14 protein-coding genes are annotated in these 19,176 nt (G+C 58.5%); 8 read left to right on the top strand and 6 right to left on the bottom strand.

Annotation, left to right across the window (positions count from 1 at the left end; translation table 11 throughout):
• Window positions 1-11: 11 nt before the first annotated feature.
• On the bottom strand, window positions 12-914 hold the full coding sequence (locus OVO38_RS06005; RefSeq protein WP_267207995.1) for a siderophore-interacting protein: 903 nt from the start codon (window positions 912-914) through the stop codon (window positions 12-14).
• A 375-nt stretch (window positions 915-1,289) separates the two neighbouring features.
• Here OVO38_RS06005 and OVO38_RS06000 point away from each other — a divergent pair, with 375 nt between their 5' ends.
• Genes OVO38_RS06000 through OVO38_RS05970 form a run of 7 tightly spaced genes read left to right on the top strand, consistent with a single transcriptional unit; the run spans window position 1,290 to window position 10,864 of the window.
• Window positions 1,290-1,844, top strand: a complete 555-nt coding sequence (locus OVO38_RS06000) for an NYN domain-containing protein (RefSeq protein ID WP_267207994.1) — start codon at window positions 1,290-1,292, stop codon at window positions 1,842-1,844.
• Window positions 1,845-3,770: an N-6 DNA methylase gene (locus tag OVO38_RS05995; RefSeq protein WP_267207993.1), complete on the top strand. Its 1,926-nt coding sequence runs from the start codon at window positions 1,845-1,847 to the stop codon at window positions 3,768-3,770.
• A 10-nt stretch (window positions 3,771-3,780) separates the two neighbouring features.
• Window positions 3,781-5,367, top strand: coding sequence for a type I restriction-modification system subunit M (locus tag OVO38_RS05990; protein WP_267207992.1), 1,587 nt, complete (start codon window positions 3,781-3,783; stop codon window positions 5,365-5,367).
• Window positions 5,367-6,563 (top strand): restriction endonuclease subunit S, encoded by a 1,197-nt coding sequence (locus OVO38_RS05985; RefSeq protein ID WP_267207991.1) that lies wholly within the window; start codon window positions 5,367-5,369, stop codon window positions 6,561-6,563. Before OVO38_RS05990 ends, OVO38_RS05985 begins: the two co-directional genes overlap by 1 nt.
• A gap of 4 nt (window positions 6,564-6,567) precedes the next feature.
• Window positions 6,568-9,744 carry a type I restriction endonuclease subunit R gene (locus tag OVO38_RS05980; protein WP_416358576.1) on the top strand — a complete coding sequence of 1,059 codons (3,177 nt, stop codon included), beginning with the start codon at window positions 6,568-6,570 and terminating at the stop codon, window positions 9,742-9,744.
• 52 nt (window positions 9,745-9,796) lie between these two features.
• Window positions 9,797-10,279 carry a hypothetical protein gene (locus OVO38_RS05975; RefSeq protein ID WP_147453281.1) on the top strand — a complete coding sequence of 161 codons (483 nt, stop codon included), beginning with the start codon at window positions 9,797-9,799 and terminating at the stop codon, window positions 10,277-10,279.
• Window positions 10,280-10,297: 18 nt separating this feature from the next.
• A complete protein-coding gene (locus OVO38_RS05970; RefSeq protein WP_095279048.1) occupies window positions 10,298-10,864 on the top strand; it encodes a hypothetical protein in 567 nt (188 codons plus the stop codon).
• Between the two features lie 455 nt (window positions 10,865-11,319).
• On the opposite strand, the gene OVO38_RS05965 is transcribed toward OVO38_RS05970, so the two are convergent.
• The 5 genes from OVO38_RS05965 to glf all read right to left on the bottom strand — a co-directional run bounded on the left by OVO38_RS05965 (window position 11,320) and on the right by glf (window position 17,036).
• Window positions 11,320-12,657, bottom strand: a complete 1,338-nt coding sequence (locus OVO38_RS05965) for a GntP family transporter (protein WP_095279052.1) — start codon at window positions 12,655-12,657, stop codon at window positions 11,320-11,322.
• On the bottom strand, window positions 12,657-13,565 hold the full coding sequence (locus OVO38_RS05960; RefSeq protein WP_095279049.1) for an NAD(P)-dependent oxidoreductase: 909 nt from the start codon (window positions 13,563-13,565) through the stop codon (window positions 12,657-12,659). The genes OVO38_RS05965 and OVO38_RS05960 overlap by 1 nt, the downstream gene beginning before the upstream one ends.
• 34 nt (window positions 13,566-13,599) lie before the next feature.
• Entirely contained in the window at window positions 13,600-15,018 is a 1,419-nt protein-coding gene (locus OVO38_RS05955) for a four-carbon acid sugar kinase family protein (protein ID WP_095279050.1), read from the bottom strand.
• Between the two features lie 125 nt (window positions 15,019-15,143).
• Window positions 15,144-15,833 (bottom strand): FadR/GntR family transcriptional regulator, encoded by a 690-nt coding sequence (locus OVO38_RS05950; RefSeq protein ID WP_095279051.1) that lies wholly within the window; start codon window positions 15,831-15,833, stop codon window positions 15,144-15,146.
• Window positions 15,834-15,842: 9 nt separating this feature from the next.
• A complete protein-coding gene (gene glf, locus OVO38_RS05945) occupies window positions 15,843-17,036 on the bottom strand; it encodes a UDP-galactopyranose mutase (protein ID WP_095537449.1) in 1,194 nt (397 codons plus the stop codon).
• A 156-nt stretch (window positions 17,037-17,192) separates the two neighbouring features.
• On the opposite strand from glf, the gene OVO38_RS05940 reads away from it, so the two are divergent.
• A complete protein-coding gene (locus OVO38_RS05940; RefSeq protein ID WP_267207990.1) occupies window positions 17,193-19,163 on the top strand; it encodes an N-acetylmuramoyl-L-alanine amidase in 1,971 nt (656 codons plus the stop codon).
• Window positions 19,164-19,176: the final 13 nt, after the last annotated feature.

The raw sequence follows: 19,176 nt of genomic DNA, 5'->3' as shown, positions 1-19,176 counted from the left end.
TTGTAACCCCGTTATCGCCAGTACCCCATAAACGACACGTGGTGGCGAGGCACACCTGCCTCTTTCACCAGGAGCCGCCGCATCGCCGTCACAGCCGTGTTCTTCCCTGCGATCCAGTAGTAGGTATGCCCTGCAGTACCCGAAGCGGGGGCGATAGATTCACCGCCGCTGGAGTACGTGGGTGTCTCCCAGACCATGTCGAGGAGGGCCTCATTAACTGGCTCTAGTTTTCCAGCTCCCGAAGATACTGAGGCACAGCGGGATGCGACATCGTCTTGCAGTTGTGCGCGAAGTAAATCCCCGTGGTCGACGTCGTGGTGTTCGCGGGAGTGCCAGCGGACGTCGACCTGCGCAGGAGCATCGATGGGCAAGTGGTTGCCGGCCGGTACCTCAATGTCAGCAGACCCGGCGAGACCCCCGGGCCAATCCTCCAAGATGCGGGCTATTGCTGGAAGCGCGGTTTCATCACCATAGAGGCATGCCATTGCTGCAGACCCCGGATTGAATTCGATGCCAACACCGGAATCATCGTCGCGGGTCGGCCCAATTATCAGGAGCTGCTGGCCAGGTTGCGCGTCCTCCGCCCATGCCGAGGCGGGGCCGGGGTTGTCACTGTGCAGAACAAAAACCACATCTATTTCATCAGGGCCGTCGGCGCATCGTCGGAGCTCTCGAATCGAGTAGGTACGGAGGTGCCCGCGCGTGTGCTCCGGCATCGCACGCCACGCGTCCCACCATCCTTCCTCTGGGAGGCTGAGCATTCCGCTGGCAGACGGGATCAGCAGCTTGATGCGCAAATCCCTGATGGGTACGGCAGGCCCCATTGCATCGACCCCGGTGAACGTCACTCGTTGGAAATTCGGCGCGACACGTTCACTACGGAGGACGGTTGCAAGGAAGGGCCTAAAACTCACCCTGCAGACTATATAGGATTGCCTTACCTAAAGGAAGAAGGGCGGGCTGTCGGCCCCCTTAGCGCCCGCGCGCCTGGTTCAACGCCTAGCCGTCCTCGAAGTGCGGGCGCAGGTGGCTATCAAACAGGGAGAGCGCCGCACCGATGGCCATGTGCATGTCCAGGTACTGGTAGGTGGCTAGCTACCTCATGCAACAGCCATTCAACGTTCACAAACATTGTGAACATAGATTGACGCGACACTCCCAGATACACTCGCGGGACAAAGTGCCCGAACTAAGCCTTTTAGAATGTGAACAGACATAGACTTGCGCACGCTGTGAACGTAGGTTAAAGTTCATCGTGTTGGCCAAAGAGCCAGAAAGGACCTCAACAAATGAACGCACTAGCACTCGTCAAAGCGCCGCAGCGCCACCCTAACCCCCGCCGCCTCATCCTCATTGACATTGAAAACTTCAACGGCAGCCCGATTCAAAGCCCAGCCCAGGCCAAGTGGTGCAAGAAGATGCTCACAGTCTGGCTGAGACTTAAAGAAGGCGAAATCGTTGTAATTGCATCCGACAAGAGCGGGATCCTAGATGTGAACGCAGGTTGGAAGGGGCCCCGCCTACTCGCAGGAATAGGGGCAGATGGCGCAGACCATCGACTAATCGAAGAGATTATGCACATGAATCTCGGACAGTTCGATGAGATAGCGCTCGTGTCTGGAGACGGAGTCTTCGCAGAGCCAGTAGCCCACGCGGCAGAATTGGGAGTGCCAACCAAGGTGTATTCCCACGGCTTTCAGCTCTCCACACAGCTTCGGCTCGCTGCAGCCGAGGTACACCTAGCAGAGGATGGCTATGTGCGGCCCACCACCGACCGTTCCACCTCCCAAAAAGAACACACAAACGCTATTCAACTCACCCAGCACGTTAAGGAGACAGCTTAAATGGTTGCAACCACCGGACACCTCACCCTCAAGGACATCGCAGAGCTCGCCCAAGTCGGCCGCCCGGCGGTGAGTAACTGGAGAAAGCGTTACGGCGACTTTCCGGCCCCTGTAGAAGAGTCAACCCCACGTAAACCCCTGTTTGAGGCAGCCTCGATCATCGATTGGCTCAAGCGTAACGATTTCTTCCCTGAAGACGCCGAACAGGAACTACAAATCACCGCCCTGTGGGCCGTCGCAAACCTATTGCGAGGCGCGATCCCCGTTGAAGACTACCCGTTGGTAATGCTGACGCTATTGGCAATGGATAAAGATCCCGCGTTTAAGCCCTCGGATGAATTCGAAAAACTCCGGTCCCACATAAGCGCTAAAACCATCGAAGACGTAGAAAATGGCATCGCCAAGCTGGTTTTAAGGGAATACGGCAAAGCTGCTCAGCTTATAGTCGACCGATTCCTAGGCATCGGATCACGTGGAGCTCGCAGCCAGTATGGGACCTCCAGATCGCTTTCTAGTGCAGCACTTGCGGCAGCAGCTTCAACTACGACCAAAAACGTGAAGACAATTTTGGACCCCGCGTGCGGTATTGGCGGGACGCTCCTTAGCGTCGGAAAACATACCCCCACGGCGCAGCTCATGGGTGCAGATATTGACCGTTACTCCGCTAGCCTAGCCCGACTGCTCGTGCACCTCACAGGGCAGGAAGCCAGCATCCAAACTGGGGATTCCCTTCGCTACGACGCGTTTTCCGGCGTCCAGGCTGACCTCATCGTCTGTGAACCTCCGATAGGTATGCGCTTTGCACGAGAAGAGCTAGATCACCTGCAGCGTGTTTTCCCAAATTATCCCTTGAGGGGACTTACGAGCGACGCCCTCTTCCTGCTTTATTGTGTGCAACACCTAGCTACCGACGGTCGCGCGTACGTTATCACAGGGATGGGCACAACGTTCAATGATCGGTTCAAGGAGCACCGGCAGCGCCTCACAGCGGAAGGCCAAATTGAAGCTGTCGTGCAACTCCCTGGTGGGATACTCTCTGCCTCGCGTATTCCAGTTGCACTGTGGGTACTGAGTGCCGGGGGTATCGAAGAGCCGTTGCTCATCGATGCTTCTCACCAGAAGCCGGAATCTGTCCCCCAGCGAATCGCAGATTGGCTCACCGCCGCACGTAACAAGGAAGATACGGCTGTGCCATACAAGGCAGTTACCTTGGCAGATGTTGTTACCAACGACGGATCGCTTCACCCGTCAACCTATCTAGTTCAGGCCATCGCTGTCGACCCCAGCGATGCAGCCGCCGAATTCGATGCTGCCTTCCAACGCTTACGAACAACCACAAAGGACTTCATGGAAATCTCCACCCCTCGCGTCTCCGCAGACGCAATCCCGTCTTCAACCACATCCACCACTATGGGCGAGCTCGTCAATGCCGGTCACTTCATTCGCATTTTCGGCAATTACAGTTCCGACGAAAGCCAAAACCAGGGTAGCGCCCGTCTCGCAACTCCGAACGACAAGGCGGAACCCGCTTTTGTCAATGACTTCGATCCCGAGGACGTTTTACAGCCTGGTGACATCCTGATGCCGCGGTTGGGAACCGCCCCGGCGCGAGTTCACGAGGACGATGGCCAAAATTGGGTTCCTTCAAGGCATTTCATCGTGTTCCGCGCTGCATCCGATGCCTACGACCCGTACTTCATCGCCGCGTGTCTCAACGCCCCGATGAACTCCGACAGTCGTGGCCGGGTGCCACGTCGAAATCCAGTAGCACGTCTTATCATCCCAGAGCTCAACCGTGATCAACAGGCGGTCATTGCAGAGACGCAGCGTTCGCTCGACAGCGCCCGCTCGGCTGCACACCAGCTTGAGCGCGAAACCAAACACGCGAGCGAAGCCCTGATCAATCTTGTCTTCGCAGGAAAGTAGGATCCCAGATATGACCCCGACCCCCGTCAAAGAATTCCAGGACACCCTGTGGAAAGCAGCCGATAAACTGCGCGGTTCCATGGATGCTTCGCAATACAAGGACATCGTCCTTGGCCTTGTATTTCTTAAATACGTCACCGACGCTTTCGACGCCCGCCGCGAGGAACTTCGAGCTGAACTCGAAGAAGACGGCGCGAGCGAAGAGGATATCCTCGAGGATCTCGAAGATCGTGACGTGTACTTGGAAAAGAACGTCTTCTGGGTAGCAGAGACAGCCCGCTGGGATTACCTCAAGCGCCATTCAAAGGGCAAGACTGAAGGTGCCGGCGGTGAGTTTAAGAGCATCGGCAAGCTTATCGACGAAGCCGCCGAAGCCCTCATGGCCGACAACCCCTCTCTCGAGGGCACCCTGCCGCACAATTACAACAGCGATAGCATGGACCAGCGTCGCCTGGGCGAGCTCGTGGACCTGTTCAGCACCACTCGCTTCACCGCAGAAGGCCCGGAGCGCGCACGCGATCTGTTGGGGGAGGTGTACGAGTACTTTCTCGCGCGCTTCGCATCTGCAGAGGGTAAGCGCGGCGGCGAGTTCTATACCCCACGCTCAGTGGTGCGGACGCTGGTGGAGATCCTCGAGCCGACCGAAGGCCGCGTCTACGACCCATGTTGTGGTTCCGGTGGCATGTTTGTTCAGGCAGAAAAGTTCCTCGACGCGCATGATAAGGACCCGTCTGCGATTGCTGTCTATGGACAGGAGCTCAACGAACGCACATGGCGCATGGCCCGCATGAACTTGGCCATCCATGCGCTCAATTCACAAGGCCTCGGCGAACGCTGGGGGGATACCTTTGCCCGCGACATCCACCCAGGTGTGGAGATGGATTATGTGCTGGCCAACCCCCCATTCAACATCAAGGATTGGGTGCGCAACACCGACGACACGCGTTGGGTGTACGGTGTGCCACCGAAGCGCAATGCAAATTTCGGCTGGATGCAGCACATCATCTCGAAGCTGAGCGCCCAGGGTGAAGCTGGCGTTGTCATGGCGAATGGCACCATGACCTCAAATATCTCCGGTGAGGGCGAAATCCGTAAGAACATGCTCGAAGACGACATCGTTTCTTGTGTGGTCACACTGCCGGCTCAACTCTTCCGCGGCACGCAGATCCCTGTGTGCGTCTGGTTCTTCGCCAAAGACAAGGGCGTCGGTTCTAAGGGGGCCATCGATCGCCGTGGTCAGTTCCTCCTTATTGACGCCCGCTCACTCGGCCACATGGTTGACCGCACCGAACGTGTTTTCTCCGATGAGGATATCCAGAAGATCGCGAACACGTTCCGTAGCTGGCGTGGCCGCACCTCTGCCGAGGACGAGTACGAAGACGTACCTGGCTACTGCAAGTCCGTCTCTCTGGAAGAGCTTCGCGAAGCGGACTGCGCGCTCTCCCCAGGCCGTTATGTAGGGTTCGTCGAAGAGGAAGAAGATGATGAACCTATCGACGAGAGAATCGCACGCCTCACCTCCGAGTTAACCGCAGCCCTAGACGAGTCCGCGCGCCTTGACGCAGTGGTCCGCGAGCAGCTGAGGAGGTTGGGATAATGGTTACTATTCGCGATCTCTGTATTTCAATTGGGTCTGGATCAACACCAAGCAGAAAACGTCCCGAGTTCTTCGTCGGAGATATTCCTTGGCTTAAGACGAAAGAGCTCGCCGATGCCACGGTATTCGATACTGAAGAGAAAATCTCTACCGATGCACTCGAGAAATCTTCATGCAAGCTTCTCCCCGTTGGGGCCGTAGTAATGGCAATGTACGGAGCAACCGTTGGGAAACTCGGGATCTTGGGCCGGAAGATGGCTACCAACCAAGCTTGCTGCGCGATGGTGACAAATCCTGAACTATTAGACAGCAGATATCTCTTCTATTGGCTAAAGAGAAACCGTCGGGAAATTCAGGATCTAAGCACCGGGGCGGCACAGCAGAATCTGAGCGTCCGAACTATTGGGGCCATAGAAATCGAGCCTCCTCCGGTCGGGATGCAGATCCGTATTAGCCGTGTCCTTGGTTCCCTCGACGACAAGATCGCGGCAAACAACCGCGTAATAGCGGTCATAGACGAGACGATTCTGGCGCTGTGGCGCGCTTCAGTCAGTTCCAAAGCGGCCTTTGTGCGTCTCGACGATGTAGTTGAGCTCAACCCGAGAACCTCCGTCCCTAAGGGCACGGTAGTTAGAACCATCGAAATGAAGCACCTACCTGAGAGCGGGTTTTCGGTAAAAGAATGGGTAGCCCGCGAAGCTAAAGGTGGATCACGCTTTCGAAATGGCGACACGCTTCTTGCCAGAATCACTCCTTGCTTTGAAAACGGCAAATGCGGATACGTGGATTTTCTCGGCGCTGAGGGAATCGGCGCTGGGTCGACGGAATTCATAGTGATGCGACCGCAACCAGGAGTTCCGCCAGCAGCCCCTTACTCTATTGCTCGGTCAACAGATTTTCGGACCTTTGCGGAACAAACGATGACAGGCACTTCCGGTCGACAGAGAGTCCAACATGGCGATTTAGGGACTTACGAAACTGCTTGGCCTGACGAAGACAGCCTTACCACTTTCGGCTCGGCGACCTCTCCCCTCCTTGAGCTCGCTGAAAAATTGAGAGATGAAAACAGTTCCCTCGCCAAAACCCGCGATGAACTACTTCCGCTCCTCATGAATGGCAAGATCACAGTAAGAGAAGCGAAACAGGAAGCCGCTGCTGCAGGTGCGGAAATCCTGGGTAAGGAGAACGAGGCGTAAAACCATGATGTACAGCGAAGCGATGTTCGAAGTCGATGCACTTGACCTGCTCGGTGAGCTAGATTGGAAGCCTAAGGAAGGCAAAACGCTCGCTCCCGGCAGTGGCGAGCGTGAGAACTGGCGCGACATCGTGCTTCGCGGTCGCCTCCTCAACGCACTACGCAATCTAAACCCCGAAGTACCAGACGAGTACTTGAGACAAGCGATGGCAGAAGTGATCACACCCCAGTCGCAAAGCGCGATCGCCGAAAACCACCGCCTACATGAAATTCTCGTAGAGGGATACCGCGGGATTGAATATGTCGATGCAAACGGAAAGCGTCAGAACCCAACCATCACGTTCTTCTCCCGCAATCCATCCAAGAATGACTACATTGCGGCCAACCAAATCACCATCCGTAACCTGGACAAAGAGCGTCGCTTCGACGTCGCGCTCTACGTCAACGGGATGCCGCTGGCCATCATTGAGCTGAAACAATCAGGATCCACCGCGACCGTCGAAGACGCCTACAACCAGTTGCGAACCTACGTCGAAGAGTTCCCGCTTGCTTTCCGCTTCGCAAACGTAGTTGTCGCATCCGACGGCATCGGCGCGCTTTATGGAACGCCATTCACCCCACGCGAACACATGAGCAGCTGGCGCGTCGACGACGACGGCAATCCCTTCGAACAGGGGCCACTCGTCGTCGTGGACGGGGAAGGAATGACCGAGTTCGACATGCTCATGTGGGGCCTGTTCAATGTCGAACGCTTCGGCCAGATCTTTGTGGACTTCACCGCATTTGACGAAATCGGCGGCGAGCTCCGCATGCGCGTGGCAAAACCCCACCAGTATTTCGCAGTGACGAAAGCTGCCGGCAGGACTATCCAAGCAGCCCGGAGCGACAAAAAGGCCGGCGTTGTGTGGCACACAACCGGGTCTGGCAAGTCTATGGAAATGGAAATGTACACCGCGAAGATCATGCGCGACGCACGGATGGACTCCCCCACTGTCGTCGTATTAAACGACCGCAACGAGCTAGATAAACAGCTTTTCGACACATTCTCCGTCTCAACGCTTCTGCCTGAGTCACCAGTCCACATCACTAGCCGTGAAGACTTGCGTGAACAGCTCAGTCAACGCCAATCTGGTGGCATTTACTTCGCCACTTTGCAAAAGTTCGGTTTGCAAGGAAAAAACGACGACCGCGAGCTGGAACACCCAGTACTTTCTGAGCGACACAACATCGTGGTTATCTCGGACGAGGCTCACCGATCCCACTATGGATTCGGCGACACCAACGCGGATGGCTACGCACATCACCTCCGTACCGCACTGCCGAACGCCACCATGATCGCGTTCACCGGCACCCCAATCGATGAGTGGGACCGAAACACCCGTAACGTATTCGGTGGTGAAATCGACGTCTACGACATGAATCGGGCCGTCACCGATGGTGCCGTGGTTCCAGTCTATTTCGAGCCCCGCCTCATCCCCCTCGAACGGATTCAGGGGATTACGGATGAAGATATCGACGAAGCAGCCACCGATATCCTCGCCGACATTGACGAAGAAGATCGGGAGAAGGCACAGCGCTCAGTCGCCGTGCTGAACACTATTTACGGATCGGAGCAGCGCCTCACCACGCTTGCCGAGGACTTCATACGTCATTGGGAAGACCGCCGCGAAAACATGCGGCAGTTCATTGGCGCGCCTGGCAAAGCAATGATCGTGGTACAGACCCGGGATATCGCGGCCAACCTGTACGAAAGAATCATCGCACTCCGCCCAGAATGGCACAGCGACAACGACCTCGATGGCAAGATCAAAGTCATCTATTCCGGTTCAGCATCCGACCCTGCTCACCTGCAGAAACACATCCGTAACCAGAGCCGAATGGACGCTATCAAGGACCGCATGAGAGACCCCGATGACGAGCTCGAAATTGCCATCGTCCAGGGCATGATGCTGACCGGGTTCGATGCACCTCCGCTACACACGCTGTATCTGGACCGCTCGCTGAAAAGCGCGCTGCTGATGCAAACACTCGCCCGGGTCAATCGGAAGTTCCGCCAAAAAGAAAGCGGTCTCCTCGTTGCCTACGCGCCACTCATCGACAATCTCCAGGCAGCAATCGCCGAGTTCACAAAGAGTACGACCGAAGCAGACGAGAAAGTAGTCGGCCAAAGCATTGAGGAAGCACTGAAGATCGTACGCGGGTTCGTCGAAAAGCTCGATGCTCTCGCAGGCGAAGAATGGCGGGCGCTCGAGGCAGCCGGTGAGCAACGCAAAGCACGCCTCCAACTACTTGCAAAGCTCCGCGATCCAAAGACTGCTGACGAGAACGGCCGCTACCCACTCGCGAAGCAATTCAACGAATTAGCTGGCAAGCTCGCTCGAGCATGGTCACTGGCATCAGGCAGCCCCAACGCCGACGAATACCGTAGCGACGTGCGTTTCTACTCCGACATACGCAATCAACTCATCAAAATGGACGCTGCAGACCGGCGTGCCAACGGCGAACCACTCAACGAGGAAGTCCTTACGCTGCTCGGCCAACTCGTCGTTGACTCAAGCGCGTCTTCAAAGGTCATCGACATCTATGAAGAAATTGATCGCGACCTGCCAAACCTTCAAGACCTCAACATCGAAGCACTTCAACTCGAAAAGCACGGAGATTCGCGGACCGCGCTACTGATCGACGCCCTTCGTCGCGACCTCCTCCAAGAGTCTCGCGCAGCCACCGGCAACAACGAAGTACGCGCGAAACAGTTTTCCGAACGCATCCGCGAACTGATGAACCGCTATACCAACCAGCAGCTCACCTCCGCCGAAATCATCGCTGAGCTGATCGAGCTGTCAAAGGAGATCGTGGCGGAAACTCAACGTGGCGAACAGTTTCACCCACCGCTGAACAATGACGAACTTGCGTTTTACGACGTTGTTGCTTCCAACGGCTCGGCCGACGAAGTGCTGAGCGACGATGTCATCGCCCAAATCGCCCGCGACCTCGTGAAAACGTTGCGCCGCGACGCCAAGACTGACTGGACCGTGCGCGACGACGTCCGCGCCAAACTTCGGCGCTCCATCAAGACCTTGCTGCGCAAGAACGGATACCCACGAGAGCAACGCAACGAGGCAGTAGTGCTCGTTCTGGAACAGATGGAGCGATTCGCTCCACGCTGGTCGGAGGCGGCGTAATACGACTAATAAGTTTCAACTTTTTTAAAGAACTACCCATGAAAGGGAAAACATGAGTGGGCTTACGCCATCGCTTGTCATCTATCTCATGAAATCTGGCCAGCGACAGACAGACATCGCCCAGAGCTACGGCGTCACTCGCCAGTACGTGAATAAGCTCGCCAAGCAAGGCGGTCATATTTCGCCTATCACTACTGTGAGGGAAAACATGCCTTGGGAGGTCGATCCAGAGCTAGCGAGAAACTCAACCATCGTATCTTTTCGCCTGGTGGGCCATGCTGCGGTCGCTCCGGATAATTTAAGCGAAGAATCCCTAGAACGCGCGAACAGCCTAATACGGCGCCTCAAGACATATAACGTAGTTGTGGATTACGATCCGACCTATCCTCCGATTATTGGTTTAACAAGTACACCTGGCGCAAAATACTTCCCCCGCACCGAGGCCGACGAAGATTTCATAATGAAGATTAGACCGGGTGTCCTCGTCACCCCTTTGGGCAACAGAATCTGGCGCTTACCGAAGCAACTTCTTTAGCAAGAAGGACCACGCGATATGTCAATGAACGAAAGAATCATTAATGCCGCGCCCGGCCCGAATACTACCCGTGAGAATCTCGTTCTCGTCCGACAGATCGAAGCTATACGCGTGGCGTTGCGATTGTTCGACAGGCAGTTAGAAGCTACTGCCAAAGAGGCGCTGGAGTCAACGTCTAGAACAGTTTCATTCGATGTGCCACGGAGGCGATTCCTCGAGGAACTCACGAGCATTTGCGAAGGGCACCGATACGAGAAGATCCGCAAGGAAGCAATGAAGTTTAAGCCCCAGAAGGGGCGTGAGTCTTCAGTCAACGGCGATACTTCCAGCAGTTTTAGATCCCGACAGAAGTATGACGGGTCGGAGTCCGAAGCTGAAGCGAAGAAAACCGGCAAGCCCAAACAAACGCTGAGAAAACTCCCGAGCTCACTCCATTTGACCGCGCTCAACTGTTGGTCGACCGCGAAGCAGCTGATGTTCGACTTCTTTATGAAAAAGAACGAGGTGCACTGCTGGACACCCTCAAACAGATCCGAGAGGGTGCAGTCCCGGCAACACAGAAACCGGAAACGCTCGACAAATTGAATGAAGTCGAAAAGAAATACTCACGCATCTGGCGCAGGCTCGAATCCGGCGTGAGGGGCGCCGAAATTCTTGAATCCATCACAAGAAAAAACCGCAGCAGAAACAAAAGGGGCCGTAAGAACAAGAAATCGGCTGTTGCGCAGAAAGTTAGCTCCCCCAAAACACGGATGCGCCGAAATTCCTCGATGAATGATTTTCAGTTAGCCATTCGTCGGCTAGATCAAGAAGCTCGGAGGCAAGAGGACTTGGCAGCGAAGCATCGAGAACTGCAGTCAATGGTCTGGACTCACCCTTACCGGGCTAATAGTACTGCAACCGACAGAGTGTATAGGACCTCAGGATTCCGTAACCCCAGGGCCAAGGAATAATGTATTTGGCCCTGGCGGGCGCTATCGCGCGAGTACCGGAGATACTCAAGCCAGATACCTAGCAGCGCCCGTTGTTCCGAATCGCCTCTACACTACCGCGTATACGGCCCAAGTAAGCAGGAAACCGATGAGCCCAAATACGGTAGACACAATGGTCCAGTATCGGAGACCCTGTTTGACGCTGAGGCCAAGGTACTTAGTCACGATCCAGAAACCGGAGTCGTTGATGTGGCTGAGGCCCAGGCCACCGAAGCCTATAGCAACCATAATGAGGGCAGCTTGGACGCTGCTCAGACCAGCGTCCGCGATGGGCTGAGCCACGAGACCTGCGGTGGTGAGAAGCGCCACCGTTGCGGAGCCCTGCGCGGCGCGGAGTGCAGCGGTGAGCAAGTACGCGGTAAGGATGAGCGGGAGGCCGCTGCCGGCGAGGAGGTCCGAAAGGACCTGGCCGATGCCGGATTCGACGAGCACGTTAGCGAACGCGCCACCAGCGCCAGTAACGAAGATGATTACAGCTACAGCCGGCAGGGCGGAGTCCAAGACTTCCGAAGATTCCTGACGGTTCCAGCCACGCTGACTACCAAGCACGAACCAGGACACAAGCACAACGGTGAGGAGGGCCACCGGGGAGGCACCGATGAAAGCGGCGACATCGCGGGCGACGGACCCCTCCTCAAGCACCATTGCACTGGTAGTGCCCAGCATGATGAGAATGATCGGCAGGAGAATCAGACCAATGATCGTCCATGGCGACGGTGGATTTTCCACCTCAGTAACGCCTGCGTCTTCGACCGGGGATGTAGAGCGCCCAATGGCGCTGACGTCGATGCGGCGGGTAACCAGGTAGCCCAACGCCACAGTAACTGCGGCGATTGGCAGGCCGATAGTGAGAAGGAGACCAGCATCGCCCTCGAGCAGCTCAGCTACTGCAACGGGGCCCGGGTGAGGTGGCACCACAACATGGACGGTGAGAAGTGCTGCGGCAACGGGCAGCCCGATCTTGATTGGGTTGATGTTGGCTACTGCCGCGAAACCGAAAATAATCGGCGCGAGAATAATGAAGCCGACGTCGAAGAATACCGGGATGCCAAGGATGAAGGCGGCGATGACCACGGCAGCGACAATGCGTTTACGGCCGAGTTTGCCGGTGAAGTACTGGGCGAGGGCTGTCGCACCACCGGATTCTTCAATAATCTTGCCCAACATGGCGCCAAGGCCGACAACCACTGCGACGGAGCCGAGAGTTTTGCCCACACCGCCAGTGATCACGCCGACAGACTCGGTCAGCGGGATGCCGGAGAGCAGTGCTGTGGCAAGGGAAACCAGGAGCAAGGCCACGAAGGCAGGCATGCGCACCCAAATCACCAGGGCAAGCAGAACGGCAACGGCCGCGAGCCCAAGCCAAATGAGACCAATTCCAGTGATCATGCGTTGTCACCCTTCGGGCCGCTCGGGGAGGCAATCGTGATGATGGAGGAATCGTCCTGCGCAGCCATGCCGCGAGCGAAGGCCTGCAGGTACTGCTGCTCGGCAGAGGCGGCAACAGGCACTGCGATGCCTGCGGACTTTGCGGCGGCAGTCACGATGCCCATGTCCTTGACGAAGATATCGATGCGGCTCTTGACCTCCGCACCTTCTTCGGTGTAAGCGTCCAGCATGCGCTCACCGCGATCGCCCAGCATGAAGGAAGCCGCAGCACCGCTCATCAGGGCATCCAGCGTAGCCTTCTGATCCAGACCAAGCTCGCCTGCCAAGGCGAGGGCCTCACCGGCAGCAGCAATGTGCACGCCACAGAGCAGCTGATTTACGGTCTTCAGTGCTTGCCCTTTGCCAGGATTGCCACCGACAATCACAAGATTGCCGGCCATGGCCTCAAGAACATCGCGGTAGCGGTCGACGACTGCAGGCTCAGCACCGACGGTGACCAACAGATCACCTTCGCCGGCGCGGACCGGGCCGCCGGAAACGGGGGCGTCGATAAGTGCAATTCCCATTTCTGCGAGCAGCGCTGCGGTTTCTTCAACAGCTGCGACACCGACGGTGGAGATCAGTAGGATCGCGGCACCGTCCTTCATGCGGTCGGCAACGCCGGCTTCCCCGAAGAGCACCTCGGTAAGCTGCGCGTGATTGCGCACGGCAAGCAACACCACATCAGCACCCTCGACGGCATTGAGCGCGGTGTTGAATACCTCCAGGCCAGCCTCGTGGCCGAGCGCCAAGCGCGCTTCGTCGATATCCACGCCGCGCACTGAGAGGTCGTGGTTACGCAGATTCGTGGCAATCGGCAGGCCCATGGCGCCGAGGCCTACGACGGTGATGATGTGCTGTGACATGTTGAGCTCCTTAAAGTTAAGTGTTTGCAGTGGTTTAGTTGTGCTCCGTAGAAAGGGCGGCGACGACCTCGGCGAGCGAGTCATCGGAACCCACGTTTCCGGCGAAGACGATGTACGGTACGCCAGCGGCAGGGCCGTCAAGCAGCTGCCACATGGAGATGATTCCTGGCTGCATCGGACCGATGACCATCGCGCGAGTCATCTCCAGCCCCTTCGACGCGACATCGGAAGACGTGATGCCGCCCTTCGCAATCACGAATGCGGGTGTGACGCGATTGACTACGCGGTTGACCACCGTGACCAGGGAATCGGAGACCTTGCGGGCAATTGCAAGCGACTCATCCGGGGTTGCGCCGCGTACTAGCTCACGGGAGGTATGGAAAATTACGTTGCCATGGGTGAGTAGCTGCTCAATCTCGGCGGAGAGCTCCGCGATATAGTCCTCGCTGCCCTCCTCGATCACGCGCGCGACATCCATCTCCACCACGGGCGCATCGTCAGTCTTCTTCAACCGTGCAAGCTGACGTGTAGTGGTGGGCACATGCGAGCCAATCACGATCAGACCACCGTCGACGTTGTCAGTGTTTTGTCGCAGTTCAGCCACACGCTCCGGGTGCACCGGCTCCGGTACATCTTGGCCAATCCGCGCACGCACAAACGGCGGACCGACACGGTAAATGAAGTTCTTACCTGCACGTTCAGCCGCAATCAGACCGAGTGACAGCAGACGCAGATCATCTTCCGTGACAATGTCCACCGCGATCGGGACGCGGTCGCGTGCTTCGAGCAGTCGCTTTTCGACGCCTCCCGGCTCCCCCCGCACCACGTCTAGAGGGATCTCAATCACGTCGGCGGCCTTCACTGCGCCATCAGTTTTCTCTTCCACCCAGTCAGCGATGCGGGAGTGCTTGTACCCAAACGTGGCGTCCTGGGCGAATTCGGTGTCTTCCACCTTTTGGTAGCCATCCGAGTCATTACCGGCGTAGTGCACCCCACCGACAGTGATACGGCCGGCATCGCCGAAAGCGGGAACAATGATGTAGCCGTCGATACTCTGGCCATTCGCCTCGGCAACTTCTGCAAGCGTGTCCGGTTCAAGCGGATAGTGGCCGCGCAGCGTGGAGTCAGACCTGGACACGAACGCAACCTTCTTATCCAATTTCTTCGCTGCGGCGATCGCGGCGTGCGCGACATCAAGGTTGATTGCTCGAGCATCAACCGGGTCAAGCGAACGGGAGTTAGTCATGACATAGATCGCCGAGACGTCCTGCTGGAGCGCCCACACCATGTCGTCCTCTTTCCAGCGGGTCAGCACCGGGAGGTCAGCAACTGATTGAGTACCCGTCGGATCATCATCCAGCACCACTAGCGTGATCTCGGTAGCGGGGATGTCAGACGCGGAAATGCGGACTGCGTCGGGGTAGCCCTCAAGCAGTGTGTGCAGGGAAACCATAGTGGCTCGCTTTCTTCTAACCAGATCCTCAGACCTCTGAGGAGTTACTCGCAGCGTAATACATAGATCGCACAGCGCCCTAAATTGTGATCTGCGCCACCAGTAAATTACCCCTGATTGTAAGGTCAGTCGGAACCTCGCAAGTCTTCCCAAGTCTGATTCATGTGCGCGCGCATGGCATTTTTTGCCCCCTCAGAATCCCCCGCCGAAATCGCTTGCAGTATCTTCCGGTGATGCCAGTCCGCGCGGGAGCGCACTTCAGGATCCGCTGTAGTCCTGCGCCGAGATTCCGCCAACGCTCCCTCGAGCGGTCGCATCACGGCCATGAGAAATGGATTCTTGGTGGCACGGAGAATTTGATTATGAAAGTCCACATCCGCCCTGTTCGCACCTTCAAGATCTCCGGCCGCGGCCGCCTCCGAAAACCGCTCGAGGCAAGCCTCGAGCTGAGTGATATCTTCCGTCGTTCGATTGTTGGCGGCATGGCCACATGAGCCAACCTCAATCATTCGACGCACTTCAGTAAGCCGCTCATCCACCTCAGACTGAGGCAAGACCTGGCCCCACACTTCAACCAGAGTATCCACATCGCGCCACTGAGCGCGTGGCAATACGAAGGTCCCCCGCCCATGGACCACCTCTAGGACCCCTCGGTCCGCTAACGCACGGACCACTTCCCGCATAGTCGGCCGAGAGACTTCCAGAAAATCAGCAAGCCCTTGCTCACCAGGCAAGGCCTGCCCCTCAGGGAAATGGCCACTTGCTATTGCGTTGACCAGCTTCTCAATCCCCGCAGTCACCAGATCCCGTCGCACGTTTGCTTCCTAGTGCCCGCGTGCCTGGTTCAGTGCCTCGCCGTCTTCGAAGTGCGGGCGCAGGTGGTTATCAAACAGGGACAGCGCCGCGCCGATGGCCATGTGCATGTCCAGGTACTGGTAGGTGCCCAGGCGGCCGCCGAAAAGCACCTTGTTCTCGCGGGATTCTTGTGCGGCGAGCTCGCGGTACTTCTTCAGCTTCTCGCGGTCCTCGGGCGTGTTGATCGGGTAGTACACCTCGTCGCCGTCCTCGGCGAAGCGGGAGAACTCCTTCACAATCACCGTCTTGTCGGCAGGGTATGCCTCCTGCCGCTCCGGGTGGAAGTGGCGGAACTCATGGATGCGGGTGTACGGCACGTCCGCGTCGTTGTAGTTCATCACCGGGGTGCCCTGGAAGTCGCCGGTCTCCAGCACCTCGCGCTCGAAGTCCAGGGTGCGCCAGCCCAGGTGGCCCTCGGCGTAGTCGAAGTACTGGTCCACGGGCCCGGTGTAGACCACGGGGGCGTCGGGGGATTCGGCGCGAAGCTTTTCGCGGACGTCGAAGTAGTCGGTGGACAGGTGGACGTCGATAAGCTCATGCTCCGCCATCTTCTCCAACCAGGCGGCGTAGCCGTCGACCGGCAGGCCCTCGTAGGTGTCGTTGAAGTAGCGGTTGTTAAAGGTGTAGCGGACCGGGAGGCGGGAGATGATCTCCGGCGGCAGGTCGGTGGGGTCGGTCTGCCACTGCTTGGCGGTGTAGTGCTTGACAAAGGCCTCGTAGAGCGGCTTGCCAATCAGCGCGATGCCGCGCTCTTCCAGGTTGGTCGCGGCGGCCGGGTCGAGGCCCTCGCGCTGCTCCTCGATGAGCTTGCGCGCCTCATCCGGCGAGTAGTACTTGCCAAAGAACTGGTTGATCAGGCCCAGGCCCATGGGGAACTGATACGCGGTGCCGTCGTGCATGGCAAACACGCGGTGCTGGTAGTCGGTGAAATCCGTAAAGCGGTTCACGTACTCCCACACGCGCTTGTTGGAGGTGTGGAAGAGGTGCGCGCCGTATTTGTGCACCTCAATGCCGGTGTCCGGGTCCTTTTCGGAGTAGGCGTTGCCGCCGAGGTGGTCGCGCTTTTCCACGATCAGCACGCGCTTGCCCAGCTCGCTCGCGGCCTGCTCCGCCACGGTCAGCCCAAAGAATCCGGATCCAACAACGATGAGGTCATAAGTCATGGCCTCAATCTTTGCATATTTGCTTATCGACGTAGCCCTGCCCGACACGACGACACGCCGGAAGTCTCAAGACTTACTTTAGACTTTAGATTCCTCTACACTGCTCAACAGATAACTGTTTTCACATCCGCCACAGGAGTTTCCAGGAGTCCTACCGTGCAACAACGCAAACGCCTTAATCCGGCGCCCACCCGGACCTCGCCGCTGCTGACCACCACCGTGGCCGCAATCCTCACCGTGGCCGTCGTCGCCGCGGGCGCCTTCGGCGGCAACCACATCCTCAACGTCCAGTCGGTCGGCAGCGCGGACGCCGAAATCTACTCCGACACCGCCCCCTTTGACACGGGCAACAACACCACGGTGGACGACGCCGCCGTGAAGACCCAGGGCGGCGACTCGCAGGCACGCCGCGTGGTCAAGGAGTTCAGCCGCGACCGCGAGTTCAACCTCTTCGGCCTGACCTGGAAGGGCGACCGCGACATCGTCGCCTACGTACGCTCGCAAAAGGCCGACGGCTCCTGGACCGAATGGTTCGAGATGGACCACGCCGACAACGCGCAGGGCGAGACCAACGGCACCGAACCGATCTTCGTCGAATCCACCAAGCGCATCCAGGTCTCCACCGGCAACGTCGACCTGCTGGATGAGGGCCGCACGGACTCCGCCGCCCCCACCACCGCGAAGGACCTGCAAGCCGTGTTCCTGGACGGCGGCAGCGGCAACGCGAACCCCATCGCCCCGGCGGCCGACTCCTACACCCGCGGCATGCCCAAGGTGATCACCCGCTCCCAGTGGGGCGCGGGTGCCTCCTCCAACCCCACCTACACCGAGCCGGTGACGGCGGCGACGGTGCACCACACCGCGGGCTCCAACAGCTACTCCGAGGCCGAGGCACCGGGCATTGTCCGCGGCATCTGGCAGTACCACGCCCGCAACCTGGGCTGGGGCGACATCGGCTACAACGCGCTGGTGGATAAGTACGGCAACATCTACGAGGGCCGCGCCGGCGGCCTGGACCGCGCCGTCGAGGGCGCGCACGTGGGTGGCTTCAACCAGAACACCTGGGGCGTGTCCATGCTGGGCAACTACGAGACCGCCTCCCCCACCGAGGCCGCCATCAACGCGATGGGCGAGATCATCGGCTGGAAGGCCGCCGTCGCCGGCTTCGACCCGATGGGCTCCGACTACCACTACGCCGACTTTTCCTTCCCGGGATCCCGCTACCCCGCGGGCCAGGGCGCGATGTTCCCCAACATCAACGCCCACCGCGACTTCCACTACAACGCCTGCCCGGGCCAGAACCTGTACAACCGGATGGGCGACATCCGCCGGATTGCCAACCGCAAGTACGACAGCCTCAAGGGCTCCACGGGCCTCGACTCCATCCTCAACCCGTCCAAGCCGGGCAACAACGGCGGGATTGATAACGGCCTGCCCGACAACGCCAACCCCGACGTCGAGGCCACCGACACCACCGTCGGCGACCTCTCCTCCGCCCTCGGCTCCAGCGACGCCGACACGGAGACCGTCACCAACCCTGACGGCACCACCACGACCGTGGTCCGCCCGAACGGCGATGCGCAGAAGGCGAAGAGCAACGTCTCCCTCGAAGGCCTGGCCTCCGGCGACGCCGTCGCCATCGCCGCCGCTGCCGGCACGCTCGCTGGCCTGGTCATCCTGTACGCCAACTCCCGCGGCCTGTTGCCGGGTGCCACCAAGTCCGTCGCCGGGATGGAGATCATCCCCGGCCTGACCGTGCAGCAGCTCACCCCGTACATCGGCCCCGCGCTGCAGGCGGTGGGCAAGCAGGACCTCGCTGACGTGTGGTACCAGTTCGAGCCGACCCTCGGCGCGATCACCGCCGGCGTGGGCGGCCCGCAGGTGGGCGGCCGCGAGTACGCCTTCTTCCAGAAGGGCATCGGTGTCAAGGACCGCCAGGGCCAGATCTACACGCTGGCTGGCAAGGTGGCGGACGCCTGGCTCCAGCAGGGCATGGACGCCGGCCCGCTCGGCATGCCGATCTCGCAGGAGCGCACGCTTGGCGACGGCACCGTCCAGGTCACCTTCCAAGGCGGCTCCATCAGCTACAACCCCGCCACCAACGCGGTAAACATCACGACCAACTAGGCCGTCAGGCCCG

Source organism: Corynebacterium sp. Marseille-P8863, assembly GCF_946902955.1.
Lineage (GTDB): Bacteria > Actinomycetota > Actinomycetes > Mycobacteriales > Mycobacteriaceae > Corynebacterium > Corynebacterium gottingense.
This window is presented reverse-complemented; position numbering and strand designations above follow the sequence as displayed.